This is a genomic window from Bradyrhizobium sp. Ghvi (genome assembly GCF_900115265.1).
Classification (GTDB): Bacteria; Pseudomonadota; Alphaproteobacteria; order Rhizobiales; family Xanthobacteraceae; genus Bradyrhizobium.
In genome coordinates, this window is the sequence record NZ_FOVU01000005.1 from 667,011 (window position 1) to 692,300 (window position 25,290).

At 63.8% G+C, this 25,290-nt stretch carries 22 protein-coding genes; 15 read left to right on the top strand and 7 right to left on the bottom strand.

What is annotated here, in order from left to right:
- Positions 1–53: 53 nt before the first annotated feature.
- Together BM374_RS22340 and BM374_RS22345 are read right to left on the bottom strand one after the other, a co-directional pair.
- Positions 54–1,688, bottom strand: coding sequence for a thiamine pyrophosphate-requiring protein (locus tag BM374_RS22340; protein ID WP_092296526.1), 1,635 nt, complete (start codon positions 1,686–1,688; stop codon positions 54–56).
- Positions 1,689–1,819: 131 nt separating this feature from the next.
- On the bottom strand, positions 1,820–2,269 hold the full coding sequence (locus BM374_RS22345) for a hypothetical protein (protein WP_092297004.1): 450 nt from the start codon (positions 2,267–2,269) through the stop codon (positions 1,820–1,822).
- Between the two features lie 221 nt (positions 2,270–2,490).
- Between BM374_RS22345 and BM374_RS22350 the strand changes: the two genes are divergently transcribed.
- Both BM374_RS22350 and BM374_RS37990 read left to right on the top strand, forming a co-directional pair.
- Positions 2,491–5,019, top strand: coding sequence for a cation-translocating P-type ATPase (locus tag BM374_RS22350; RefSeq protein ID WP_244552662.1), 2,529 nt, complete (start codon positions 2,491–2,493; stop codon positions 5,017–5,019).
- A 22-nt stretch (positions 5,020–5,041) separates the two neighbouring features.
- Positions 5,042–5,332 (top strand): hypothetical protein, encoded by a 291-nt coding sequence (locus BM374_RS37990; protein ID WP_143270227.1) that lies wholly within the window; start codon positions 5,042–5,044, stop codon positions 5,330–5,332.
- 139 nt (positions 5,333–5,471) lie between these two features.
- On the opposite strand, the gene BM374_RS22360 is transcribed toward BM374_RS37990, so the two are convergent.
- The 5 genes from BM374_RS22360 to ku all read right to left on the bottom strand — a co-directional run bounded on the left by BM374_RS22360 (position 5,472) and on the right by ku (position 10,654).
- A complete protein-coding gene (locus BM374_RS22360; protein WP_092296533.1) occupies positions 5,472–7,067 on the bottom strand; it encodes an MBL fold metallo-hydrolase in 1,596 nt (531 codons plus the stop codon).
- A gap of 210 nt (positions 7,068–7,277) precedes the next feature.
- Complete coding sequence (locus BM374_RS22370; RefSeq protein WP_092296536.1) at positions 7,278–8,819, bottom strand: thymidine phosphorylase family protein; 1,542 nt, start codon at positions 8,817–8,819, stop codon at positions 7,278–7,280.
- Positions 8,820–8,935: 116 nt separating this feature from the next.
- A complete protein-coding gene (locus tag BM374_RS22375) occupies positions 8,936–9,100 on the bottom strand; it encodes a Flp family type IVb pilin (protein WP_092296539.1) in 165 nt (54 codons plus the stop codon).
- A 272-nt stretch (positions 9,101–9,372) separates the two neighbouring features.
- A complete protein-coding gene (locus BM374_RS22380) occupies positions 9,373–9,609 on the bottom strand; it encodes a hypothetical protein (protein ID WP_092296542.1) in 237 nt (78 codons plus the stop codon).
- A 58-nt stretch (positions 9,610–9,667) separates the two neighbouring features.
- Positions 9,668–10,654, bottom strand: a complete 987-nt coding sequence (ku, locus tag BM374_RS22385; RefSeq protein WP_092296545.1) for a non-homologous end joining protein Ku — start codon at positions 10,652–10,654, stop codon at positions 9,668–9,670.
- Between the two features lie 236 nt (positions 10,655–10,890).
- On the opposite strand from ku, the gene BM374_RS38680 reads away from it, so the two are divergent.
- The 13 genes from BM374_RS38680 (at position 10,891) to BM374_RS22445 (ending at position 25,235) form a co-directional block, all read left to right on the top strand.
- Entirely contained in the window at positions 10,891–11,046 is a 156-nt protein-coding gene (locus BM374_RS38680; RefSeq protein WP_177248457.1) for a hypothetical protein, read from the top strand.
- Positions 11,047–11,276: 230 nt separating this feature from the next.
- The gene (locus BM374_RS22390) at positions 11,277–11,948 is read left to right on the top strand and encodes a response regulator transcription factor (RefSeq protein WP_092296548.1); all 672 of its coding nucleotides are present in this window, start codon (positions 11,277–11,279) and stop codon (positions 11,946–11,948) included.
- A 129-nt stretch (positions 11,949–12,077) separates the two neighbouring features.
- On the top strand, positions 12,078–13,454 hold the full coding sequence (locus BM374_RS22395; protein ID WP_092296551.1) for an ATP-binding protein: 1,377 nt from the start codon (positions 12,078–12,080) through the stop codon (positions 13,452–13,454).
- Positions 13,455–13,602: 148 nt separating this feature from the next.
- Positions 13,603–15,006 carry a hypothetical protein gene (locus BM374_RS22400; protein ID WP_092296554.1) on the top strand — a complete coding sequence of 468 codons (1,404 nt, stop codon included), beginning with the start codon at positions 13,603–13,605 and terminating at the stop codon, positions 15,004–15,006.
- 98 nt (positions 15,007–15,104) lie between these two features.
- Entirely contained in the window at positions 15,105–15,374 is a 270-nt protein-coding gene (locus BM374_RS22405) for a hypothetical protein (protein ID WP_092296558.1), read from the top strand.
- A 131-nt stretch (positions 15,375–15,505) separates the two neighbouring features.
- Positions 15,506–16,615, top strand: coding sequence for a c-type cytochrome biogenesis protein CcmI (gene ccmI, locus BM374_RS22410; protein ID WP_092297009.1), 1,110 nt, complete (start codon positions 15,506–15,508; stop codon positions 16,613–16,615).
- A gap of 38 nt (positions 16,616–16,653) precedes the next feature.
- Complete coding sequence (ccmE, locus tag BM374_RS22415; RefSeq protein ID WP_092296561.1) at positions 16,654–17,190, top strand: cytochrome c maturation protein CcmE; 537 nt, start codon at positions 16,654–16,656, stop codon at positions 17,188–17,190.
- Positions 17,187–19,169, top strand: coding sequence for a heme lyase CcmF/NrfE family subunit (locus tag BM374_RS22420; protein ID WP_092296565.1), 1,983 nt, complete (start codon positions 17,187–17,189; stop codon positions 19,167–19,169). The genes ccmE and BM374_RS22420 overlap by 4 nt, the downstream gene beginning before the upstream one ends.
- Positions 19,170–19,173: 4 nt before the next feature.
- Positions 19,174–19,656 carry a cytochrome c-type biogenesis protein gene (locus BM374_RS22425; RefSeq protein WP_092296568.1) on the top strand — a complete coding sequence of 161 codons (483 nt, stop codon included), beginning with the start codon at positions 19,174–19,176 and terminating at the stop codon, positions 19,654–19,656.
- A 138-nt stretch (positions 19,657–19,794) separates the two neighbouring features.
- Positions 19,795–21,138, top strand: coding sequence for a methyl-accepting chemotaxis protein (locus BM374_RS22430; protein WP_092296571.1), 1,344 nt, complete (start codon positions 19,795–19,797; stop codon positions 21,136–21,138).
- Positions 21,139–21,360: 222 nt separating this feature from the next.
- Positions 21,361–22,935 carry a Do family serine endopeptidase gene (locus tag BM374_RS22435; RefSeq protein WP_092296574.1) on the top strand — a complete coding sequence of 525 codons (1,575 nt, stop codon included), beginning with the start codon at positions 21,361–21,363 and terminating at the stop codon, positions 22,933–22,935.
- Positions 22,936–23,218: 283 nt separating this feature from the next.
- Positions 23,219–23,899 (top strand): response regulator transcription factor, encoded by a 681-nt coding sequence (locus BM374_RS22440; protein WP_092297012.1) that lies wholly within the window; start codon positions 23,219–23,221, stop codon positions 23,897–23,899.
- Positions 23,900–24,089: 190 nt separating this feature from the next.
- Positions 24,090–25,235, top strand: coding sequence for an OpgC domain-containing protein (locus tag BM374_RS22445; protein WP_092296577.1), 1,146 nt, complete (start codon positions 24,090–24,092; stop codon positions 25,233–25,235).
- Positions 25,236–25,290 lie beyond the last annotated feature (55 nt).

A 25,290-nucleotide genomic window follows, 5' to 3' on the forward strand; every position in this document is an offset into this window, starting at 1 on the left:
CGGATACCACATCTCCTGCAGTTGGAGCCAGCGCCCTCGGCGCTGCGGTCGCCTCACGTCCCCGGTCGCGACACCTCGGTCTCCTTGCCGGTGATGAACTCGAGCAGCACCGGCACGCCTTCCCTTGTCTTCTGGATGCCGCGCTTGATCGCGGGGATGATGTCCTCCGGTTTGGTCACCCGCTCGCCATAACCGCCGAAGGCGCGCGCCATCGCGGCGTAGTCGCCGGAAATGTCGGTCGAGCGATATTTCTCGGTCGAGATCGGCATGACCTTCAACTCGATCGCCATGGAGAAGTTATTCAAGAGGATCGACATGATCGGGATGCGCTCGCGCACCGCGGTCTCGAAATCCATGCCGGTGAATCCGATCGCCGCATCGCCCCAGACATTGATGCAGAGCTTGTCGGGTTTTGCCAGCTTGGCGCCCATTGCAAGGCCAAGGCCGTAGCCGAGCTGCGTCGTCTTGCCCCAGCCGAGATAGGAGAGGGGCGTCACAGCTTTCCAGAATGGCGAGAGCTGGTCGCGCGGGCTGCCGGCATCATGGGTGATGATGGTATTGTCGATGTCGACGGTGTGCTGGAGATCCCAAAGCACGCGGTAGGGGCTAAGCGGCACATCATTGCTGGTGAGTTTGGGCATCCATTTCGCCAGCCATTCCTTGTGCGAGGCCGCGATCTCGGCCGCAACGGCCGACGCATCTCGATCCGTGGTGACCGTCTTATTGATCTCCTCCAGCAGGGCATCGAGCACGAGCCCGGCGTCGCCGACGAGGCCGATTTTTGCCTCGACATCCTTGTTGAGATGGCTCGGATCGAGCGTGGAGTGGATGATGGTCTTGCCCTTCGGCATCGCGATGCCGAAGCTCGTCTCGGTGAAGGAACAGCCGATGCCGAAGATGATATCGGCCTCGCCGAGGAATTTCGGCACTGCCCGCGGCACCGCGAGGCCGCCGGAGCCGAGCGAGAGCGGATGCGTCTCCGGAAACGACGATTTGCCGCCGAGACTGGTGGTGACAGGGATGGCCAGCCGTTCCGCAAGCCGTTTCAGCTGCGGCCATGCCTGCGCGTAATGCACGCCCTGACCCGCATAGATCACCGGCCGCTTGGCGTTGACGAGCAGGGCGGCTGCTTCCTTCACATGGACGGGATCCGCGCCATAGCGGGTGCGCAGCACCGGCGTGTAGTTCAGCGGTTCCGGCACTTCCTCGTTCCACATGTCGGCGGGAATTTCGACGATCACCGGCCCACCGCGTCCGTTCTTGAGCTTGGTGAAGGCGCGGCGGAAGATGTTGGTAACCTCGGCGGCCAGGATGATCGGCTCCGAGGATTTCGAAAACGGCTTCATCGCCTCGCTGGATCTGAAGTTCGGTTCGATATGCGCCAGCCGGCGCTGATAGCCCATCGGCAACACCAGCACTGGAACGGATTCGCCAAAGCATTGCGCGACGCCGCCCATCGCGTTCTCCGCGCCGGGCCCATGCTGCATGCAGAATGCGCCGATCGTGTGCCCCGAGGTCACACGCGAGATCGCATCCGCCATGTGCACGCCGACGCGCTCCTGCCGCACCATCACGGGACGGATCTCGGCCTTTGCCGCATGTTCGATCAGATGATTGACGGGATAACCGCAGAGGATCTCGATCCCCTCGCGCCGCATGATTTCCGCAATGGCGGTGCCGAGCTTCATGGCGTCTCTCTCCCTGAGGCAGGCCGGTTGATCCGGCCGATTGGGGAGAGAGGATCAGGAAAAGCGGGGAGCGTAAAGCGGAGGTGGCAAGCGCTGCGGTAGGTCAGCCATGCAGCGAACCATCAATCTTCCTATTTGCAGTTCCTGCAGATCGTCAGCTTGCGCTTCAACGCTTCGTCTTCCTGATCAATCGATGACTGCGCGTCGAGGCTATTCATATCCCGATTGGAGCCCGTCGCTGCGCGTGACCTCACGGGCGGCGTCACCTGGCTGGGTGCGTCGTTGTCGTCGGTGCCAGCACTGAAACCATCGTAATCGGCCGCTGGGTTGGGCAATGCCGCAGGCTCGCCGATCACAGGCAGCGGAGGCTCTCCGCGGGACGTCGCCGATGCGCGGCTGTCGTTCGTTCCCAAGCCCGGCCGCCTCGTGGACTTGGCGGTGTTGGCGCCCGCCCGCGGCGGCGATGCATTCGGCGGGGTGAGCGAAACCGGCGGCGCGGCCGAATTCTGCGCTCTCGCGCCGTCCTGGGACGATGCGCCGACAAACATCAGGCTGAGCGCAAGCAGCGTGGCGCGTTTCATCGGCATCCTTCAATAGCCCTGGTTTGACGGCTGACCGCAAGGCTCATCGAGCCACGCCGGGAAGATATCAGCCCTGTTATGGCCGTCAAAGTCGACGGAAATAGGAGTGATGGCGCTATGTCGCGTGGACGTTTGACCCAGGTCAAGCCGGTAGCCGGTAGCAGCATGGCATGATGACGAGATAGCGCGCTCTCATCGTGCAAGGGCCCTTAGGAATCTTCATGAAATCGACGGCGATGCAGGGGCTGTCCGCATCCGAAGCACAAGCCCGGCTGCAGGCCGAAGGCTTCAACGAGCTGCCTCGCACGGGCCGGCGGACGATCCTCCGCCTCATCATCGAGGTGCTGCGCGAGCCCATGCTGCTGCTCTTGCTGGCGGGCGGGCTGATCTATTTCGTTCTGGGTGATCTCGGCGAGGCGCTGCTGCTTCTGGCGTTCGGGTCGATCTCTATCTTCATCACGATCGTGCAGGAGGCGCGCACCGAGCGCGTACTCGACTCGCTGCGAGATCTGACCAGCCCGCGTGCGCTCGTGATCCGTGGCAGCGAACGCATCCGTATTCCCGGTCGCGAGGTCGTTCGGGGCGACCTGATCATTCTCTCCGAGGGGGATCGCGTGGCCGCCGACGCTGTGGTCCTTCAATCCGTCGATCTCCTGCTGGATGAATCCCTGCTAACGGGGGAATCGGTTCCTGTTCGAAAACAGGCTCGAGCGGCGCACGAAAAATTGATGGCGCCGCATGCCGGCGGCGAAGATCAGCCCTTCGTGTTCTCCGGCACGCTCGTGGTGCGCGGCAGCGGACTGGCCGAAGTGACCTCGACCGGCGTATTGAGCGAGATCGGCAAGATCGGGCAGTCGCTGCGTTCGCTGGCAACCGAAGCGCCCCGCCTGCAACAGCAGACGACGCGGTTGGTAGGGACATTTGCCGTCGCCAGTGCCTTCGTGATCGCGTTGACCGTTCTGCTGTACGGACTCTATCGCGGCGGCTGGCTGCAGGGAGTGCTCGCCGGCATCGCGCTGGGCATGTCGATGCTTCCGGAGGAGTTTCCGGTCGTGCTCACTGTGTTCCTCGCCATGGGCGCCTGGCGCATCTCACAGGCTCGCGTGTTGACGCGGCGCGCCTCGGCGATTGAATCGCTGGGCGCCGCGACCGTGCTCTGCACGGACAAGACCGGCACGCTGACGGAAAACCGTATGACGGTCGCGCGCCTAATGCTGCCCGACGGCACGCAATATACGCCGGACGCCGCAACCCGCACGGAGCCCGCGTTCAATGCGCTGATCGAAACCGGCGTGCTGGCCTGTGCCCGCGAGCCGTTCGATCCCATGGAGAAGGCGCTGCACGCGCTCGGCCCGGATGCTGGCGGCGCGTTACGGCTGGTGCAGAGCTACGGCTTGCGTCCCGACCTCCTAGCCATGTCGAACGTGTGGCGCGGCAGCGGCGATGATTGCGTCGTCGCGGCGAAGGGCGCCCCCGAGGCGATCGGCATGCTTTGCGGAATGAGTGCGGACCAGCTGGCCGAATTGCGGGCGCGGGTTGACGCGCTCGCACGCGAAGGGCTCCGTGTGCTCGGTGTGGCACGGGCGAATTGGGCGGAGCCGAATTGTCCCGAAACGCAACGCGGTTTTCCCTTTCGCTTTTGCGGCCTGATCGGCTTTGCCGATCCGTTGCGGCCCGAAGCTAAGGACGCCATCGTCGAATGCTGCTCCGCAGGCATCCACGTGGTCATGATCACGGGCGACTATCCCGCAACTGCGTCCGCAATCGCGCTGCAGGCGGGCCTCGCCCCCGAACGCGTCCTGACGGGAACGGATGTCGAAGCCATGACCGATGCCGAACTCGCCCGCGCGGCGCGAGGGCGAGTCGTCTTCGCCCGAATAGCGCCGGCCCAGAAACTGCGCATTGTCAATGCGCTCAAGGGCGTGGGCGAGATCGTCGCCATGACAGGCGACGGCGTCAACGATTCACCTTCGCTGAAGGCCGCCCATATCGGCATCGCCATGGGCGGTCGAGGTACCGACGTGGCGCGCGAAGCGTCCTCGATCGTCCTGCTCGACGACGATTTTGGCTCGATCGTGAAGGCGATCCGGCTCGGCCGCCGGATCTACGACAATCTGCGCAAGGCGATGAGCTTCATCCTCGCGGTCCACGTTCCGATCGCCGGACTTGCACTGTTGCCACTGGTCACAGGGATGCCATTGTTGTTCGGCCCGGTTCACATCGCGTTTCTCGAGATGATCATCGATCCCGTCTGCTCGTTGGTTTTCGAGGCCGAGACCGAGGAGAGCGACGTGATGCTGCGGCCGCCGCGTGCACCGGACGAGCCGTTGCTGCCAAGGTCGCTGCTGGTCTGGTCGGCGCTGCAGGGCGGCCTGGCGCTGGTCCTGACCGGTGGCGTGATGGTGACGGCAAACCGATACGGCATGCCGGCGAGCGAGGTGCGCGCGCTGACGTTCTTCTCGCTGGTGCTGGTGATCGTGAGCCTGATCTTCGTCAACCGCTCGTTCTCGACGTCGCTTGTCGAAGCCTTTACCCGGCCGAACCGCACGCTCGTCATCATCGTCGTGTTCGTGACGTCAGTGCTTGCCCTCAGCCTGGTGTGGCCGGCCGCGGCGGACCTGTTTCGCTTTGGCCCCCTACATCCGGACGACCTCGCCGTTACGGCGGTGGCCGCGTTGATTTCCCTGGTGTTGCTGGAGCTGTCGAAATTTCCACTACGTCGTCGCGTACGGGCCTCTGGGGGGGCTTGAGTCACGTGTAACGAAGGGATTCATGCGACTGCTTCCGCGAGCAGGCGGACATCCTGCCTGCAACAATTGGAGCGCGACAACGAAAATCAAACGATTATCCGGTTGGAGTGGCGGTCCGGTCAGCCTGGAGGCGCCTGCGAAACAAGATGGCGTCCTCGGCGAAGTTAGCCACACAGTCGTGGCTTTTTGCGAAATTACGCAAGCGCCCCAGAGCTGCATCATTCTCGCCAAACAGCCGCTCGTAATCGCATCGCAGCATGCGGTGGACCGCGCCTTCATGCAGATTGAACAGCTCTTGCTCAAGCTCGGGTAGCGTGAAATTGCGTCGCATTGGCCGGCCCATCGAAAACCTGCAAAGATATATCGGGCAGGAGAGGTTCCGGATTGACCTGGGTCAAGGGAACCCAGGACGCCGCGATGATGGCTCCGACGGCGTTGAGTCGAGTGTCGCTCTATCCGTTCTCCAGCAACGCCCGCCGCAGTCTTCGGATGATCACGCCGCGGGCGCGGTCGTCGGCGGCGGCGCCAACCCTGTCGTTGATGTCGAGCATCAGCTCCGACATCTCGTTGTGCCAGTCGAGATGGGTCACGGCCTCCGGCGCGAGGCGCCGGCGATGATCGGCATCCATCATGCGCGGCTCGGCAGCGGCGAGCTCATAGATGTCGTCCAGCCTTGGCTGGTAGACCTTGGCCGCGGGGATGATGCGTTCGGCGACGCGTTCGGCCAAGCCAGAGATGGCGCCTTCTTCGCCGTGGACCAGGAACAGCCCGCGGGCGATGGGACGGCGTGCCGCGATCCAGCTCGCCATGCCGGCGCCGTCGGCGTGGCCGGAATATTCGTCGATCATGCGAATCCGTGCCGCCACCCGGATTTCCTCACCCTGGATCCGCACGGCCTTGGCGCCGTTCTGCAGGAAGCGGCCGAGCGTGCCGTTGGACTGGAAGCCGGCGAGAAGCACCGTCGCGCGCTCGTTCCAGAGCCAGCGCTTCAGATGATGGCGGATGCGGCCGGCATCGCACATGCCGCTGGCCGCAATGATGATGTGGAAGCCGCTGAGTCGCATGATCGCCTTGCTCTCATCGGCGGTCTCGGTGAATTTGAGATGCGGCGAGTTGAGCAGACGCTCGGCGTCGACGGTCGGGTCGAGGCTCGCGGCGTGCCGCCGGAACACCTCGGTGGCGCGGATCGCCAGCGGCGAGTCGAGGAAGATCGGCGCGCTCGGAATCTCGCCGTGCTCCATCAGCTCAACGAGATCGACGATCAGCTCCTGCGTGCGTTCGACCGCAAAGGCGGGCATCAGCAGCGCGCCCCCGGCCTTCGCCGCCTCGCGCACCTCGGTAGCGAGGTGCTGCCTGCGGACCGCAGGCGTCGTGGCGGCGCGCTGGCGGTCGCCATAGGTGGATTCGCAGATCACATAGTCGAGCCCGCTTGGCGCTTCGGGATCGGGCTGGAGCAGCTTTGCCTCCGGGCCGACATCGCCGGAGAGCAACACGCGCAGCGGACGCTGCGAACCTTGTTCGGCGATCTCGAGCTCGATCGAGGCGGAGCCGAGCAAATGGCCGGCGTTCCAATAGCGCGCGCGGATACCCGGGATCACGTCGGTCCAGTGTTCATAATCGACCGCGCGAAACGATTGCAGCGATGCGACCGCGTCGGCCTGCGTGTATATCGGCTGCACTTCCTTGTGGCCGCGGGCCTTGTTGCGCCGGTTGAGCTGCGCGACTTCGGACTCCTGGATGCTGCCGGCGTCCGGCAGCATGTAGGAGCAGAGGTCGATGGTGCCTCGCGTTGCCAGGATCGGTCCGGCAAATCCTTCGCGCACGAGCTTTGGCAGCAAGCCGCTGTGATCGATATGGGCGTGCGTGAGCAGGACCGCTCGGACATTAGCGGGGCGAAAAGGGAAGGCGCCATAATTGAGCTCCTTGAGCGTTTTCGGCCCCTGGAATAGGCCGCAATCGACCAGGAAGGCGCCAGCGGCGGTCTGGAACAGATAGCTGGAGCCGGTCACGGTGCGGGCGGCCCCGCAGAAGCGAACGGTGATGCTCATCTTGTCGTCTCCAGGGAATGTGCAGCTTGTCGTTGGGTTGATCGAGCGGCGCATAGAGGATGGTCGTCTTTGCCGCAGGGGCGATCGTGACGCGCAGCTCGCCATCCGGAAAGCGGTGCAGGGCGATCTCGTCGCAGCCAAGTTCAAGTCGGGCCGCCAGCCGTTTCGCCGCGCCGGTCGCCGAAGGCAGGGTTTGAAGTGCGATCGTTCTCACGACGGCGTCCTGACCTGGAGAGCGTCATGGCCGTTGAGGACGTAACCGGTCTCCTGCAGGGCGGCAGACGCGGCAAGATCATGCTCGGGCCCGTCGAACGTGTAGACCCGATAGAGTGGTTCGCCTTGCTCGACGCGGTCGCCAATCTTCTTGAAGAGGCGGATCCCGGCTCCCTTGTCGAGCGGCGCGCCGGCAGTGCGGGCGAGGCGGTTGAGGCGCAGGCAGTCGATCGCGGATACCACGCCGTCATGTTCTGCCTTGACGTCGAAGCTGCTGGGTCCGAGCTCGGTGCTGCATTTCGACGGCCCCTGGGCGTCGATGATCTTCTGCATCTGTTTCAGGGCGGCTCCGCTCTCGAGCAGCTCGTGCGCGCGTGCATAACCGGCGCCGCCGCGCAGCTTCGGATCATATTCCAGCAAGTTAGCGGCGAGCCGCAGTGACTTCTCGCGCAGGTCGCGCGGCGCATCCTTATCGTTGCCGAGCACCGCCATCACGTCGTTGGCCTCGAGCACCGGTCCGATGCCGTTGCCGATCGGCTGACGGCCGTCAGTCGTGATCACCTCGACCGTGCGGCCGAAGCGATCGCCGACGAACTCGAACAGCTTTCGCAAGCGCATCGCCTCGGTGGCGGTGGTGACTTTCGCGGTCGGCCCGACCGGAATGTCGATCAACAGGTGGGTCGATCCTGCGGCGATCTTCTTGGACATGATGGAGGCGACCATCTGCTCGCGGGTGTCCAGGCTGAGCGGACGTTCGACCGAGATCAGCACATCGTCGGCCGGCGACAGGTTCACGTGCCCGCCCCAGATCAGGCATCCGTTGCAGGACGAGACGATCGATTTCATCTCCTCCACGCCGACATTCACCCGCGCCAGCACCTCCATCGTGTCGGCGGTTCCGGCCGGAGAGGTGATGGCGCGCGAGGAGGTCTTCGGAATCGGCAGGCCGTGAGCGGCGACGATCGGCACCACGACCATCGAGGTTCGATTGCCGGGAATGCCGCCGATACAGTGCTTGTCGACCACGATCGGGTCCGGCCACACCAGCTGCGTGCCGGCCTGCGCCATGGCACCCGTGAGCGCCAGCAGCTCATCACTGGTGATGAAGCTCGCCGAGCCGATCAGGAATGCGGCGATCTCCATGTCGGAATAACGAAAATGCGCGAGGTCGTTGATGATCGCCCCGATCTCGGTCTTGTCGAGCGTTCGGCCGCGAATCTTGGCGCGCACCGCTTCGAGGCTTTCGGGAGGCGCGGCCGGTGCGACCGTGACCAGGGTGCCGACCGGTTTGGCGAAGCGGTGAAATGCGGGCTCGGAAAGGCCTATCTCGTCCTGGGCCGCCAAAGCGTTATCATCGGTGATCAGCAGCGTTGCGAGCATCGACTTGTCGTCGAGACGCAATTCAACCCGGCTGAAGCCGCGAAAGATGTCCGCACGCAACGCCTTCGAGCGCCTGGAGATGACGATGACGTTCTCGCGGCCGGTATCGAGATGAACGCGGCGTATCTTGAGCTGGGAGCGAGAGAGATCTGGATGCATGGCGCGGACCGCAGGAAGCTCGGTCCGTCATGCTTAGCTGCCGCCGGTTCGACAGGCTTGACTCAGATCATGGTGTGCGAGATCGGACGGCCCCGTCCTCGCAAAGATGAGCGGAATTACTTCGTGGCCGCGCTGATCGAGTTGAACTTGTTGCTGAGGAGGGCGCTGCCCGTGTTGGTCACGACGGTCACGATCGCGAGCGCGATACCGGCGGCGATCAGGCCATACTCGATCGCGGTGGCGGCACTCTCATCGGCAAGAAAAGACCTGAGCAAATTCATCGCCAACTCCTTTTCATTCGGTCCAGTGTAGGCGTGCGGTGTTATTAAAATGGTAAAGTGATCGACGAGGCTCTTGCGCGCAATAATAAGGGCAGGATTGGCCGAGCTGGCCTGATGTCTCTTAAGGTAACAGCCGTTAAGCGAAGGTTTCATTATCCAATCAAATGAATGGAAGCGGGCCGCTCTCAACCCGTGGTGGTGAAACTGACTGGGCCGCTTAAGGGATTGTTGATGCTGTTCGTCAACCGGTCGGCAAGCATGCCGATCGCAGCTCACCGAGCCCGGGCATCCGCGCTCAACGCGCGCAGCATGCCAATGCGGGCGAACATCAGCCAGCCGCCGCCGGTCTCCGCTGCATTGATCAGCATCTCGATCGCGATCTGCCAGTGCGGCTCCTGCTGCTCGGCCTCGGGCAGCCGCATGATGAAGTCGGCGGCCTCCTGCAACGTGCGCAGCTTGCGTCCGCCGCGCAAGCCGATCGGGTCGTCGAACGGCGTCGACCAGGGCATGTCAGGCCGCCCGATCGGTGAGGAGAGACGTCACGGCGCGATCGGTGATGAGATGCCGTCAGCCGGCCTTTTTCGTTCGTGTCGTCGCGCGCACAGGCTTGTCGGCCTTCCTGGGGGCGGCTTCCTTGGCCGCAGCTTCCTTGCCGCCCTTGCCGGAGATCGGCAGCAACATCTCGCGCTGGCCCTCGACGCGCTTCTTGGACTTCTTGGCCTTTGCGGTTTCCTTGCCGGACTCTTTGGCGACCTTCGCCGCAGGAGCTGCATCTTTCTCGCTCGCGAGACTCTTCTTCAGCGCGTCCATCAGATTGATGACGTTGCCGCCGGTCTTCGGCGTGGACCTGGCTGCGATCGGCGTGCCCGCGCGCTTCTTGTTGATGAGATCGATCAGCGCGGTTTCGTAATGATCCTCGAACAGCTCGGGCTCGAAGGCGCCGGACTTCTTCTCGACGATATGCTTGGCAAGGTCGAGCATGTCCTTCGTCAGCTTCACGTCCTGGATGTCGTCGAAATATTCCTGTTCGCTGCGCACCTCGTAGGGGTAGCGCAGCAGCGTGCCCATCAGTCCGCTCTCGAGCGGCTCCAGCGCGATGATGTGCTCGCGGTTGGTCAGCACCACGCGGCCGATCGCGACCTTGTCCATGCTGCGGATGGTCTCGCGGATCACCGCATAGGCATCGTGGCCGACCTTGCCGTCGGGCACGAGATAATAGGGGCGGATCAGATAGCGGTTGTCGATGTCGGCCTTCGGCACGAACTCGTCGATGTCGATCGTGTGGGTGGAGTCGAGTGCGATGTCGTCGAGCTCGTCCTTGGTGACCTCGATGTACGTGTCGGTGTCGACCTTGTAGCCCTTGACGATGTCTTCGGAGGTGACCTCGTCACCAGTCTCGGCGTCGACCTTGAGGTACTTGATCCGGTGGCCGGTCTTGCGGTTGATCTGGTTGAACGAGACCTTCTCGGTATCCGATGTGGCGGGATACAACGCGACCGGACAGGTCACGAGCGAGAGGCGCAAAAAACCCTTCCAATTGGCACGGGGGGCCATGGGTTACTCCAAACGCAACAGGGACAGCCTGATAAGGATACCATCGGGGAACACCGAATCATAGCAAGTCGGGGTGCTGAATCTTGCAACTGTGTTAACCGGTCGCTGACCGTGCGAGTTGACCCCCGATCCCAGGGCCAAGGCGGAACATCAAATTGGATCGGGCGTTGGCTCAGGACACGAGGCCGCGAGGAGGTCGCGGCCATCGGAGACGACATCCAGAGATTGAGGTCATCATGGCAACCACGCGCGAGGACCGTCAGATCGTCGAAACTGCGACCGAGGCGCGCCAGGGCGAACCTGGGCCGTCGGTGGCCGCGCTGCTCGCCATTTCGACCGGGCTAGCGATCCTGATTCTCGCCGTCATCTGGTTCGTGTTCTTCCGAACCTGACGGTCAAACTGACGGGAAGGGCGGACCTTCCTCTTCGCCGCATAGCGCGGCACATTGCGCCCATCATGCCGCCGGCCTGCCCGGTGGTGTGGTGGGCGCAGTCGCGTCAGCTGCGAACTCAGCGTATATGACCAAAAAGTAACGCGGCCGGTTCCCGGCGTTCATATTCAGTTCACGCCGGAATTGCTCATCTGGCATGGTGTTCATGCAGCCTATTTCTGGAGAGAAGCGTGCGCCTGCTCGTTGTTGAGGACGACCCCGATCTCAATCGCCAGCTCACCAAGGCGCTGACGGACGCCGGCTATGTCGTCGACCGGGCCTTCGACGGAGAGGAGGGGCATTATCTCGGCGACAACGAGCCCTACGACGCCGTGGTGCTCGATATCGGCCTGCCCAAGAAGGACGGCATCTCGGTGCTGGAGGCTTGGCGCCGCAACGGCCGCACTATGCCGGTGCTGATCCTCACCGCGCGCGATCGCTGGAGTGACAAGGTCCAGGGTTTTGATGCTGGCGCCGACGACTACGTGCCCAAGCCGTTCCATTTGGAGGAGGTGCTGGCGCGCATCCGCGCGCTGCTGCGTCGCTCGACCGGCCATGCCCAGAGCGAACTCAGCTGTGGCCCTGTTACGCTCGACACCCGCACCGGCCGGGTCAGCGTCTCCGGCAATCCCGTCAAGATGACCTCGCATGAGTATCGGCTTCTGGCCTACCTCATGCACCACGCCGGACGCGTGGTGTCGCGCACTGAGCTGGTCGAGCACCTCTACGACCAGGACTTCGACCGCGACTCCAACACGATCGAAGTGTTCGTCGGGCGCATCCGCAAGAAGCTCGACGTCGACATCATCCAGACCGTCCGCGGCCTCGGCTATCTCCTGACCCCGCCGGCCTCCGGCGCCTGAGGAACCCTTCAAGGATCTTGGTAAGGATCTTGGTAAGGATCTTGGCTTGACGGGCGGCCCGACACGGGCCTTGGTCCGGTCATGACTGCCGATGCCATGCCGCCCCCTCGCGCCCCCGGGATCATTCCGATGCCCGCCAGCTCGCTTGCGAACCGCCTGTTCCTGTCGGCGACCGCCTGGCTCGTGGTGATCCTGGCCATCACCGGCGTGGTGTTGTCGTCGGTCTACAAGAACGCCACCGAGCGCGCCTTCGACCGCCGGCTCAATCTCTATCTCCGCACCCTGATCGCCGAGGTGGCCACCCCCGACGAGCCGCCGGACCGCCAGTTTCAGTCGCTCGGTGAGCCCCTGTTCGAGCTGCCGCTGTCCGGCTGGTATTGGCAGATTACGCGCACCGATACCGAGAAGCCGGAGGTGCGCTCCTCGCGCTCGCTCTGGGACAAGAAGCTGCCGAAACTGGAAGACCAGGGCGCCGAGCTCACCGCCGCCGGCATTCGCCTGGCTTACGTCGACGGGCCGGAAGGACAGAACCTCCGCATGGTCGAGCGTCCCGTCGATCTCGGCGCCGACGGCAAATACCTGGTCAGCGTCGCCGGCGATTCCACCGAGATTTTCGATGAGACCCGTAGCTTCGACTACTATCTCGGCGGCACCTTTACGGCGCTCGGCATCGTGCTGTTGCTGACGACCGTGTTCCAGGTTCGCTTCGGTCTCGCGCCTCTCAAGCGCATCTCGGAATCCATCGCCGATATCCGCTCCGGGCGGGCGGAGCGCCTCGAGGGCGAGTTTCCCGTCGAAATCGCGCCGCTGGCCCGTGAGACCAACGCACTGATCGATGCCAACAGGGAGATCGTCGAGCGCGCGCGCACCCATGTCGGCAATCTCGCTCATGCGATCAAGACGCCGCTGTCGGTGATCGTGAATGAGGCCGGTTCGCACACGGCCGACCCGTTTGCGGCCAAGGTGATGGAGCAAGCGGACGTGATGCGGAACCAACTCGCCCATCACCTGGAACGCGCCCGCATTGCGGCAAGGGTCTCGATCGTCGGCACCGTGACAGAGGTTGCGCCTACCATCGAAGCGCTGCGGCGGACCATGGAGAAGATCCACCGCGGCCGCGGCATCGCCGTCGAAGCCAAGGCCGATCCGTCGGCGAAATTCCGGGGGGAGCGGCAGGATCTGGAGGAGATGGTCGGCAACCTCGTCGACAACGCCTGCAAATGGGCCGCTTCGCGCGTCTTCATCGAGGTTTTGATAGAGGCCCCGCAGCAGGCAGGCGCGGGCCCCCGGCTGCGGCTGATCGTCGATGATGATGGGCGCGGCCTCTCGGAGGCCGAGCGCGGCCAGGTTTCCCGGCGCGGCCAGCGGCTCGACGAGTCCAAGCCGGGCTCGGGCCTTGGCCTGTCGATCGTGACTGACCTCGCCGCTCTCTACGGCGGCAGCCTCTCGCTTGGCCGGGCGCCGATCGGGGGGCTGCGGGCCGAGCTGGTGCTGCCGGGAATATAATCCTCTGATCTCAAACGATTATTTTGGTTCCCGTGTGAAACCGGAGGGATTCGGAGCAACGTCCTCAACTGGTTCTTAAGGCACCCTCACCTATGATCGGAGAGGACGGATCCCACGTCCGCCATTTTACCGTGCATCACCCGGGCGCATGAGCCAGACATCGATCGAGCGGCTGAGGGAATATCTCGCACAGCTTCCGCCGCAGGCGCAGGCGCTGCTGATGCGGGAGTTCGAGCGCGCGCTCGAGCGCGGTCAGGACACCGCTGTGGCGACCCTCGTACTCGAGCAGCTGCGCAAGATCGTACGCAAGAGCGAGACGGACGACGCACCGCCGCCACGCACCGACGACCTGTCGCGGTTGCTGTTCCAGGTCGTGGAACCATTCCTGGTCGAGGCGGGCGCCCCGCTCCGGGTCGGCCAGATCCGTCGCTCTTCGCTGCATCCGATCTGGCAATGGCTCGGCCGTGATGGTGCTCCGGACAAGGTCACTGAATTCGAGGCGGCGCTGGCGCGCATGCCGGCTTCAGACAGCGCGGGCCAGGTGGAGGCGCTCGCGCAAAAGCTCCAGGCCGTAGCCGCGGACGCCATTTTCCAACTGACCGGGCCCGGCGGCGGCGATAAGTCGCGCGCGCTCGCCCGCGTCGGTCCGCCCAACGTGATCGAGGACCTCTATTCGATCGGCGCGGTGCTCGCCGTCCGCGAGGCCCTCGGCACGCTCAATGAAAAGCTGCCGCGCTTCCTGCGCGCGTTCGGCGATCCCCAGATCGCCTCGGTGACATCAGCGCTCAATATTCCCGTGCTCCAGACCCCGCAGATGCTGCCATTCGCACTGTCGGTGGTGGTCCAGCGCATGACCGCGCCGTGGCAGATCATTCGCCTCGCCATCAAGATCGCAGCGTCCGACGACGAGATCCGCGTCGCGGCGACGCCTTATGGCGTCGCCGTCACGATAGCGCTGCACGATCTCTCCCGCGTTGCGGCCATTTTGCGCATGGACATCAAGCGCGGCCATTTCGAAAATGTCGCCGACAATCTCAAGGCGCTGCACGACGGTGTCCGCGGCCTGCGCACGGAACTTGACCTGCGCAACGATTCCGCCTGGGGCAAGCAACTGACCTCGATCCGGGCCGACATCTCCAACGCGCTGCAATCGGAGATCGACAGTGTTCCCGGCCGCGTCCGCCGCATCCTGCGTCAGCGTCCGGAGAAGGATATTCCGCCGGGAGCGCGGATCGACAGCACCGAGGTCGAGGAAACGGTCGCGCTGATCGACTTCGTCGCAACCTGCCGCAATTACGCCAGCGAGCTCGCGATCAACGAGGTGACGCTGCGCACCTATTCCGACCTGCAGCAATATGTCGAACGATCAACCGAGCAGCTGGTGCAGTCGCTGCGGGCCGCCGATCATAAGGTTCGCACCTACCGGCAACAGCAGGTGCAGGCCGCGATCCGCTTCTGCCAGGTGCTATTCGGGGACGATTATGCATCGCTGATGAGCCGCGCTGCCGAGAACGCGGTGACCGGCGAGCGCAAATCGACACGCGCGAGCTGATCCGAGCGCATTTTTTTGAATCACAATTTATAGTTGACCGTGCCGGTCGTGGGCTCTACGGTCGCCGTGCAATTTTTGGAATTTCTATTTGTGGGCGCATGAAACCCGTTATCAGCTCCATTGAAATCGAAAACCGCGTCATTGTTGCCAAGTATCGAAGGCTGATGGTCGGTGCGAAGGTGGTGCTGGTTGATAAGGCAAGCGGTCGGCAATTGTCTGAGACCGTCACCAGGGTCGCATCACCCGTTCCGGTCGGGGCGCTGCGCATTCGATTGCCCGATGTGATCGAGCCTGGAACATACTTCTTGAGGGCCCTCAATGGGCACGGCGAGGACGCCGCGCAGAGCGTAGACTTCGAGATCAGCTAAGTCGTTGGATTTTCACCGTTTCGGGATTGTGCGCGCTCGCGCCAATTTGACAATTGTCAATTGCCGCATCGTCCGGCCGTGGTGTAAAGGCACCTATGGGCGCGGTTTACGCGCTGCCGGAAGCTTGCCAGATGACGCTATGGTTCGTGTTCGCGCTGATGACGGTCGCGGCGATATTCGCCGTGCTCTGGCCGCTCGGCCGTGGCGGGCGCGACCAAAATCAAGGCAGCGAGGTCACGGTCTACAAGGATCAGCTCGCCGAGATCGAGCATGATCTCGCGGCAGGCCTGATCGCGCGACCTGAAGCCGAGGCGGCGCGCGTCGAGATCAGCCGCAGACTGCTCGCCGCTGATAGCAGCGAGTCCGCCCTTGCGCCGACATCCAATCTCAAATGGCGCCGCGGGGCGGCCGTGCTGGCCTTGGTGGGCCTGCCGCTGGTCGCGGCTGCGATCTATGTTCCACTCGGCTCGCCCGCGCTTCACGACTTTCCGCTGGCGCAACGCGAGCCGGCCCGTCCCGGCATGGCGCAGTCGCTCGAGAACCTCGTCGCGCAGGTTCAGCAGCACCTGGAGAAAAATCCGACCGATGGCCGCGGCTGGAACGTGCTTGCACCGGTGCTGGAGCGGCTCGGCCGCTTCGACGAGGCTGTGCGCGCCTACCGCAATTCGATCACCTACAACGGCGAGAGCGCGGAGCGCCGCTCCGACCTTGGAGAGGTCATCGCGGCCGCTGCCGGCGGCGTGGTGACGGCGGACGCCAAGGCCGAGTTTGAACGTGCGCACGCGCTCAACGCCGACGACCCCAAGGCGAACTATTTCCTCGGGCTCGCCGCCGAGCAGGACGGCCGCAAGGATGAGGCGGCCAACATCTGGCGTGCGCTGCTGGCGAAGGCTCCGGCGGACGCGCCGTGGCGACCGCTGGTGCAGACCTCGCTCGCCCGGGTTGGCGGTGGCGGCACGATGCCGGCCCTCTCGGACGAGACGATCGCGGCCTCCAAGGAAATGAACGACGGCGATCGCAACGCGATGATCCGCGGCATGGTCGAACGTCTCGCCACGCGGCTGAAGCAGAACGGCGACGATGTCGATGGTTGGCTGCGTCTGGTGCGTGCCTATCTGGTGATGGGCGATCGCGACAAGGCGCTTGGCGCCTCGACCGATGCTCGCCAGGCGGTCGCGAACAACGCCGAGCGGCTGCGCCAGCTCAACGAAGGCCTCAAGACTCTCGGGCTCGACGGATGACAAGTCGCAGAACGGGCCGAGCGGAGAACGGATACGCCATGACGCGCAAGCAGCGACGGATGACCATCATCGGCGGCTCGCTCGCCGTTCTCGCGCTCGCGGCCGCGCTGGTGCTCAATGCCTTGCGCGACTCGATCGTGTTCTTCTCCACCCCCACCATGGTGGCCGAAAAGCACGTTCAGCCCGGCAAGCGCTTTCGCCTTGGCGGCCTGGTGCAACCGGGCTCGCTCCAGCGCGGCGACAATCTCGCCGTGACGTTTGAAGTTGCCGATGGCAGTGCGAAGCTGCCCGTCGCGTACAAGGGCATCCTGCCCGACCTATTCCGCGAAGGGCAGGGCGTCGTCGCCGAAGGTGCGCTCGATGCCAACGGCGTGTTCAAGGCCGACACGGTGCTTGCCAAGCACGACGAGACCTACATGCCCAAGGACGTCGCCGACGCCCTGAAGAAGCAGGGGCATTGGAAAGACGATTACGGCGCCCAAGCTTCTGACAAAGCGTCTGGTGGCGCCAAGCCTTCCGGCGATGCAAAGCCGGCGACGACGGCGCAAGGCAATTCGCAGGGAGCGGTGCGGTGATCGCGGAAGCCGGACATTACGCGCTGGTGCTGGCGCTCGCGCTGGCGCTGATCCAGTCCTTCGTGCCTGTCATCGGCGCGCGCTTGCGCGATCCCGCGCTGATGAACGTGGCGCGCTCCACCGCGCTGGCGCAGCTCCTGTTCGTCGGCGCATCTTTCATTGCGCTCGTGACGCTACACGTGAACTCGGATTTCTCGGTCGCCAATGTCTACGAGAACTCCCACTCCATGAAGCCGCTGATCTACAAGATCACCGGCGTGTGGGGAAACCATGAAGGCTCGATGCTGCTGTGGGTGTCGATCCTGGCGCTGTTCGGCGGCCTCGTCGCGGCCTTTGGCAACAATCTGCCGCTGTCGCTGCGTGCGCATGTGCTGAGCGTGCAGGCCTGGATCGCAAGTGCCTTCTATCTCTTCATCCTGATCACCTCGAATCCCTTCCTGCGTATCGCCAATCCGCCGATCGAGGGGCGCGATCTCAATCCGGTGCTCCAGGACATCGGCCTCGCCGTGCATCCGCCGATGCTCTATCTCGGCTATGTCGGCTTCTCGATCTCGTTCTCCTTCGCGATCGCGGCGCTGATCGAGGGACGGATCGACGCGGCCTGGGCGCGCTGGGTGCGGCCGTGGACGCTGGTCGCCTGGATCTTCCTGACGCTGGGCATCGCGATGGGCTCCTACTGGGCCTATTACGAGCTTGGCTGGGGCGGCTGGTGGTTCTGGGATCCGGTCGAGAATGCCTCGCTGATGCCGTGGCTTGCGGGCACTGCGCTGTTGCATTCGGCGCTGGTGATGGAGAAGCGCAACGCGCTGAAGGTATGGACCATTCTTCTGTCGATCCTGACCTTCTCGCTGTCGCTGCTCGGCACCTTCCTGGTGCGCTCGGGCGTCATCACCTCCGTGCACGCTTTCGCCAATGATCCGACCAGGGGCGTGTTCATCCTCTTGATCCTCTGCCTGTTCATCGGCGGCAGCCTGTCGCTGTTCGCGGGGCGTGCGACCTCGCTCAAGCAAGGGGGCCTGTTCGCGCCGATCTCGCGCGAGGGCGCACTGGTGCTGAACAACCTGCTGCTCACGGTGGCCTGTGCCGTCGTGCTGTTCGGAACGCTCTATCCGCTGGCGATGGAAGTGCTCGCCGACTTCAAGATGTCGGTCGGCGCTCCCTTCTACAATCTCACTTTCGTTCCGCTGTTCGCGCTGCTGCTGCTCGCCGTGCCGTTCGGGCCTATGCTGGCGTGGAAGCGGGGCGATCTGCTCGGTGTCACTCAGCGCCTGCTTGCCGCCGGCGTCGCAGGCCTCGTCGTGGTCGCCATCGTCTGGGCCTGGACACGGGGCGGCAGCGCGCTGGCGCCGTTGGCGATCGGGCTTGGCGTCTTCGTCATCGCGGGAGTCGTGACTGATATAGTTGAACGAACCGGCCTGTTTCGCCTGCCGTTCGCAACGGCGCTGCACCGGGCCCGTGGCCTGCCGCGTTCGGCCTGGGGCACGGCGTTTGCCCATGCCGGTCTCGGAATCGCGCTGATCGGGATCGTCTGCGAGACCACCTGGAACAGCGAATATATCGCGACCATGAAGCCGAACGACGTTGCACAGGTCGCTGGATATGATCTGAAGCTCGATGGTCTGCTCGAGCGCCAGGGGCCGAACTACCGCGAGATGGTCGCACAGTTCAATGTCAGCCGGGGTGGCGAAGCGCTTAGCGTCATGACGCCGTCGAAGCGCAGCTTCACCACACGCGGAGCGTCCACCACGGAAGCTGCGCTTTTGACCCGTGGCGCGAGCCAGCTCTATATCTCGCTCGGTGATGTCACCGCCGAAGGCGCGATCGCCGTGCGCATCTATCACAAGCCCTTCGTGCTGCTGATCTGGTGGGGACCAGTGCTGATGGCGTTCGGCGGCATGCTGTCGTTGTCGGACCGGCGCCTGCGCGTCGGCGCCCCGAAGCCGGCGCGGGCCAAGCAGCGCCTGCAGCCGGCGGAGTGATCCGATGCGCCGGATGATCGCCGCGATCGTTGCACTCGTGCTGCTGGCCGTACCTGCGGTACACGCCGTGCAGCCCGACGAGATCATGTCGGACCCGGCGAAGGAGGCGCGCGCGCGCGACTTGTCGCGTGAGCTGCGCTGCATGGTCTGCCAGAACCAGTCGATCGACGACTCCGACGCGCCGCTCGCGCGCGATCTGCGGCTCCTGGTCCGCGAGCGGATCGCAGCCGGCGACAGCAATTCGCAGGTACTCGACTTCCTGGTCGCGCGTTACGGCGAGTTCGTGCTGCTGAAGCCGCGCTTCGAACGACGTACCCTATTGTTGTGGCTGCTCGCGCCGCTGCTGCTGGCCGGTGGCGGCTTTGCACTCTGGCGGCAGAATCGTCGTCGCTCTCGAAGCGGTGTAGATGTACCGGCGCCCCCGCTGACGCCGGATGAAGAGGCCCGGCTCGCCGCGTTGATGGCGGACGAACCCAAGTCTCCCTAGCCGCTCTCCCTGGCTGCACCAAAATCGTCCTGGCTAAGTAGTGCTACTTAGACCGCGGGCTGGCGCCGTGGTTCATGCTATCTTGATCTTTGTCTGGAAGCTTGTCGCAAGATTTGCTTCCAGATTTTGAGTCTCCCCATGTTCACGAACAGCAATCTGACGATCCGCTTTCTGGTCGGCGCCGTCGTCGCTGCATTATTGTTCCTGCTGGGCATCGGCGGCGGCACTGGCTTCGTTGCCGTGCTCTATCTCAACAACGAGATCACCAGCCTGTCGTCGGACTTCGCCGCGCTGAGCGGTCCGGCGCGCGACCACGCGATGCAGATCTACCAGCAGGCCCAGGGTGCCTTCTCCTGGTTCCTGGTCGCTTGCGGCGTCATCGCGGTCCTCGCCTTTGCCATCTGCCTCACCACCTGGTTCGCTGTGCGCAACGGCATCCTCAGTCCGCTGGCGGCGATCGTGCATGCGATGCGCGAGGTCGCCGATCAGAAGTTCGAGACGCCAGTCCCGGGCCTCGGCGGCACCAACGAGATCGGCTTGCTCGCCGGCGCGCTGGAGGTGTTCAAGACCAGCGGTATCGAGCGGCGGCATCTGACGGAGCAGCAGCTGCACGAAGCGCAGCACCAGGCCGAGCGGTCGAGATACCTGGATGCCCGGATCAAGAGCTTCAACGATCTCGTCGCCAGCGTCGTCGACAGCGTGGCGTCGTCGGCCGAGCATCTGAAGCGCAACGCCGAGACTTTGTCGCAGACCGCGAACGACACCAGCACCAAGGCTAATGCCGTCGCGAGCGCCGCGAGCCAGGCCAGTGCCAGCGTGCAGACGGTCGCGGGCTCGGCCGAGGAGATGACGAACTCGATCGGCACGATCAGCCGCCGCGTCACCGACGCGACCCAGCGGGCCGAGGGTGCGGCGACGCAGGCCGAGAAGAGCCGCGACACCATCCACACGCTTTCGGATGCCGCCGACAAGATCGGCGAGGTCGTGCAGCTCGTGCAGGCGATTGCATCGCAGACAAACCTTCTGGCGCTCAACGCCACCATCGAGGCGGCGCGGGCGGGGGAGGCCGGCAAGGGTTTTGCCGTGGTTGCTTCCGAGGTGAAGAGCCTTGCGCATCAGACCAGCAAGGCGACGGAAGAAATCACCTCGCACGTCGCCAGCATCCAGGGCATCACCGCGGAGACGCGCGGGGCGATCGACGCCATCTCGAAGACGCTGTCGGAGATCTCGTCGATCATGTCCGGCATCGAGGTGGACACCGCCCAGCAGCGCAACGCTACTCAGGACATCAGCCGCAGCGTCCAGGACGCCGCGCGCGGAACGCTCGACGTCTCCAATCACATCGTCCAGATCACTTCGACCTCGGCCGAGACCGGCCGGATGGCGGCCGAGGCCCGCGATTCCGCCGTGGATCTGTCGCAACAGGCCGAGACCCTGAAGCGCGAAGTCGACGAATTCATCGTCAGCGTCAGGGCGAGCTGAGGCAACGGAAAGGCGCATCCGTCGCTCGTCACCGGAACTCTGTTAAGTTCCTGTAAAAACGTGACTTTCGGGTTGCGGTAAACTGCCGCATCCGCGACCGTCCTTTATTACGAAAGTTTAACCCCGCAGCCAGCGCGCGGTAAGGCGGAAGCCCCCATCTTCAGGTCCGTAAGGTGCTGCCATCAGGCACCAAAAGGATTTCAAGGCCCTGGAGACCTCTGCATGACCGACCGTCCCGATCTCACCAACCTTCCGTCCTACCGGCAGCCCCGCCGTTCGGTGTTGTCCGCCCGCAGGATTGCGCTGCTGGCCTCGGTCGTCGCCGGCCTCGGCGTTGCCGTCCACGGCTTCAGCCCGTCGACGTCGCCCGCCGATTTGTTCTCCAGCCCGGCGCACGCGCAGGTCAACAACGAGGTCAAGAAGGTCGAGCGTCCGATCGGTTTTGCCGACATCGTCGAGCGGGTTAAGCCCTCGGTAATCTCCGTCAAGGTCAACATCAAGGAGAAGACCGCCAGCAACGACGACGGCGATGATTCCTTGCCGTTCCAGCCGGGCTCGCCGATGGAGCGCTTCTTCCGTCGCTTCGGCGGTCCGGACGGCATCCCGGGTCTGAAGGGTGGCCGTGGCCGCGTCGTGCAGGGCCAGGGCTCCGGCTTCTTCATCTCGGCTGACGGCTATGCTGTGACCAACAATCATGTGGTCGACGGCGCCGACAAGGTCGAGGTGACCACCGACGATGGCAAGACCTACAGCGCCAAGGTGATCGGCACCGACCAGCGTACCGACCTCGCCCTGATCAAGGTCGAGGGCGGCTCCAACTTCCCCTTCGCCAAGCTCGCTGACGGCAAGCCGCGCATCGGTGACTGGGTGCTCGCGGTCGGCAATCCGTTCGGCCTCGGCGGCACCGTGACCGCCGGCATCGTCTCGGCCAGCGGACGCGACATCGGCAACGGTCCCTATGACGATTTCATCCAGATCGACGCGCCCGTGAACAAGGGCAATTCCGGTGGTCCGGCCTTCAACACCGACGGTGAGGTGATGGGCGTCAACACCGCGATCTATTCGCCCTCGGGCGGCAGCGTCGGCATCGCCTTCTCGATTCCCGCCAGCACCGTCAAAAGCGTGGTCGCCCAGCTGAAGGACAAGGGCTCGGTCAGCCGCGGCTGGATCGGCGTGCAGATTCAGCCGGTGACCTCTGACATCGCCGACAGCCTCGGCATGAAGAAGGCCGAAGGCGCGTTGGTGGCGGAGCCGCAGGCGAACGGTCCGGCGGCGAAGGCCGGTATCGAGTCCGGCGACGTGATCACCGCGGTCAACGGCGAATCCGTCAAGGACGCCCGCGAGCTCGCCCGCACCATCGGCGGCATGGCTCCGGGCGCAACCGTGAAGCTCAACGTGCTGCACAAGGGCCAGGACAAGGTCGTGAACCTCACCCTCGGCCAATTGCCGAACACGGTCGAGGCCAAGGCCGATACCGACAACGACAGTGGTAAGGGCGCGAGCAAGGGCACCGACGTGCCGAAGCTCGGCATGACCGTTGCGCCCGCCAATTCCGTGGCCGGTGCCGGCAAGGACGGCGTCGTGGTCACCGAAGTTGATCCGAAGAGCGCCGCGGCCGATCGCGGCTTCAAGGAGGGCGACGTGATTCTCGAGGTCGGCGGCAAGAGCGTGAGCACCGCCGGCGATGTCCGCGACGCCATCAACACGGCGCGGTCCGACAACAAGAACAGCGTCCTGATGCGAGTGAAGAGCGGCGGCCAGTCGCGCTTCGTCGCCGTGCCCATCGCCAAGGGCTGAGAAGGGCTCAGCCTCAGGAGGCTTACGAGATGAAGGGTGTTGCCGGCATCAGTCGCCCCCGCCGCCGACGCTCTTCCGGGGAGCTGAGCCTCGCTCGCTCCCCACGCCTACCTTCCGGTGGAAACACGCCCCCCTCCGTCGGAAGGCCTAGGGCGGTGAGGTCCCCCCAGCTTCACCGCCCGCCTTTTTGCCTAGCCAAGTCTCGTCCGCCTGGCTTGCATGCGATTGCCGCTCGCGCCATGTTTAGAGAAGGGTGACCTCCTTGACCGCCGCCGAACGCACGATGCGCCTCCTCATCATCGAAGACGACCGCGAATCCGCCGACTATCTCGTGAAGGCGTTTCGCGAGGTCGGACACATTGCCGACTACGCCGGTGACGGCGAGGAGGGCCTCGCGATGGCCGAGAACGGCGATTACGACGTGTTGGTGATCGATCGCATGCTGCCCAAGCGCGACGGCCTGTCGCTGATCGGAGCGCTGCGCGACAAGGGCGACACGACGCCGGTGCTGATTCTCTCCGCGCTCGGTCAGGTCGACGATCGCATCAAGGGCCTGCGTGCCGGCGGCGACGACTATCTGCCGAAACCCTATTCGTTCGCCGAACTGCTGGCCCGCGTCGAGGTGCTGTCGCGCCGCCGCGGGGGACCTGCGGAGGATACGCTCTATCGTGTCGGCGATCTCGAGCTCGACCGACTCTCTCACCGCGTTGCGCGCGGCAAGGACGAGCTGACGCTCCAGCCCCGCGAATTCCGCCTGCTTGAATATCTCATGAAGCATGCCGGCCAGGTGGTGACGCGCACCATGCTGTTGGAGAATGTCTGGGACTATCATTTCGATCCGCAGACCAACGTGATCGACGTGCACATTTCGCGGCTGCGCTCCAAGATCGACAAGGGTTTCGAGCGGCCGCTGCTGCACACGATCCGCGGTGCCGGGTACATGATCCGTGACGGGATCAGGTAAGGTCCGGTTCGAGAACAAAAGCCCCGCCTAGGCGGGGTTTTTATCTGTGAGCGGTCGGTATCTATCCCAGCGACCGGGTTGCACCGGGGTCGCGCATATTAAAGAGGCCGCGTGATAGCTCGGAGCTTCGTGTATAAAGAGACGGAAAACGCAGGTGCGCCGGCACCGTCTCAATGCGGGAACGAACGACTTGAACCACGGTCCCAAGCACGGATGCGATCACGTTGGTTATCTTGATGACGATCGTCGTGATTTGCGTCTCGACGCCTGTCGCGGGCTCGCACTCTGGTTCATTTTCATCGACCACATTCCCGGCAACACTTTTGACTGGTTGACCCTTCGGAACTACGGATTTTCCGATACTTCCGAGATTTTTGTGTTCGTGTCCGGCTATACCTGCATGCTTTCCTATGGCGGGGCGCTGCGGCGGCAGGGTTGGCCAACCGTCGTTGTCCGCAGCCTGCGGCGGAGCCTGGAAATTTACGCTGCATTTGTGCTGCTGGTGATCGCCTATCTCGCTCTGGTCTGGGTCACTGGAAGTGCCCTCTATCGCGACGAGACCAATACCAGGGTCTTTTTTGACAATCCGGGAATTGCCCTCATCCATCTTCTGGCCCTGCAATACACACCTGTGAATACAGATATCTTGCCGCTGTTTGTCATGCTGCATTTCTGTTTTCCGCTCGTGCTGTGGCTCGTGATTCGCAATGCAACGCTCGCGCTCGGCGCCTCCTTTCTGCTGTACATTATGGTGCAGCTCTATAGCTGGAATTTGCCGGCGTGGCCGGGCCGTGAAGCATACTTCAATCCGTTGGCCTGGCAGATGTTGTTCGTGATCGGCGCTTACTCCGCAACTCCCGGCGCCGCCCGGCTCGCGGGTATCTCGTCGTCTCCGGTTGTGGTTTCGGTTGCCGCGAGCGTCGTCCTATTCAGCCTTGTCGTCACGCTGAGCTGGCGTATCGAACAGCTCAAATGGCTGGTCCCGGACGCAGTTGTGGGTTGGATCTATCCGATCTACAAAACTCATTTGGCGCCGCCCCGGCTCGCGCACTTCTTGGCCCTGATGTTCGTGGGACTGCGCTTCTTATCACCGATCACGCATGGCAAGCTGAAGCCGTGGGCGATTGCAATGGTTCGCTGCGGAGAAAACTCATTGTCGATCTATTGCTGCAGCGTACTGGCTTCATTTCTCGGCTTCGTCATCTTGAAAGAGATCTCCGGCGGACTGGCAATGGAGGCCATTGTCAGCGCCTCAGGAATTATCTTGATGATCGCGATTGCAAGCCTTCTTACTTGGGAGGCCAAGCTGGACCGGCGCGGTCCGAAACCGTTTTAGCGTTCCATAGCGAGAGTTCGAGGCGTGATGTTGATTCTCCTCAAATAGCCGGCCG

Coding starts and splice junctions, on each gene's coding strand:
- BM374_RS22340 (WP_092296526.1), bottom strand. CDS start 1,688: ATGAAGCTCGGCACCGCCATTGCGGAAATCATGCGGCGCGAGGGGATC.
- BM374_RS22345 (WP_092297004.1), bottom strand. CDS start 2,269: ATGAAACGCGCCACGCTGCTTGCGCTCAGCCTGATGTTTGTCGGCGCA.
- BM374_RS22350 (WP_244552662.1), top strand. CDS start 2,491: ATGAAATCGACGGCGATGCAGGGGCTGTCCGCATCCGAAGCACAAGCC.
- BM374_RS37990 (WP_143270227.1), top strand. CDS start 5,042: ATGCGACTGCTTCCGCGAGCAGGCGGACATCCTGCCTGCAACAATTGG.
- BM374_RS22360 (WP_092296533.1), bottom strand. CDS start 7,067: ATGAGCATCACCGTTCGCTTCTGCGGGGCCGCCCGCACCGTGACCGGC.
- BM374_RS22370 (WP_092296536.1), bottom strand. CDS start 8,819: ATGCATCCAGATCTCTCTCGCTCCCAGCTCAAGATACGCCGCGTTCAT.
- BM374_RS22375 (WP_092296539.1), bottom strand. CDS start 9,100: ATGAATTTGCTCAGGTCTTTTCTTGCCGATGAGAGTGCCGCCACCGCG.
- BM374_RS22380 (WP_092296542.1), bottom strand. CDS start 9,609: ATGCCCTGGTCGACGCCGTTCGACGACCCGATCGGCTTGCGCGGCGGA.
- ku (WP_092296545.1), bottom strand. CDS start 10,654: ATGGCCCCCCGTGCCAATTGGAAGGGTTTTTTGCGCCTCTCGCTCGTG.
- BM374_RS38680 (WP_177248457.1), top strand. CDS start 10,891: ATGGCAACCACGCGCGAGGACCGTCAGATCGTCGAAACTGCGACCGAG.
- BM374_RS22395 (WP_092296551.1), top strand. CDS start 12,078: ATGCCCGCCAGCTCGCTTGCGAACCGCCTGTTCCTGTCGGCGACCGCC.
- BM374_RS22400 (WP_092296554.1), top strand. CDS start 13,603: ATGAGCCAGACATCGATCGAGCGGCTGAGGGAATATCTCGCACAGCTT.
- BM374_RS22405 (WP_092296558.1), top strand. CDS start 15,105: ATGAAACCCGTTATCAGCTCCATTGAAATCGAAAACCGCGTCATTGTT.
- ccmI (WP_092297009.1), top strand. CDS start 15,506: ATGACGCTATGGTTCGTGTTCGCGCTGATGACGGTCGCGGCGATATTC.
- ccmE (WP_092296561.1), top strand. CDS start 16,654: ATGACGCGCAAGCAGCGACGGATGACCATCATCGGCGGCTCGCTCGCC.
- BM374_RS22425 (WP_092296568.1), top strand. CDS start 19,174: ATGCGCCGGATGATCGCCGCGATCGTTGCACTCGTGCTGCTGGCCGTA.
- BM374_RS22430 (WP_092296571.1), top strand. CDS start 19,795: ATGTTCACGAACAGCAATCTGACGATCCGCTTTCTGGTCGGCGCCGTC.
- BM374_RS22435 (WP_092296574.1), top strand. CDS start 21,361: ATGACCGACCGTCCCGATCTCACCAACCTTCCGTCCTACCGGCAGCCC.
- BM374_RS22440 (WP_092297012.1), top strand. CDS start 23,219: ATGCGCCTCCTCATCATCGAAGACGACCGCGAATCCGCCGACTATCTC.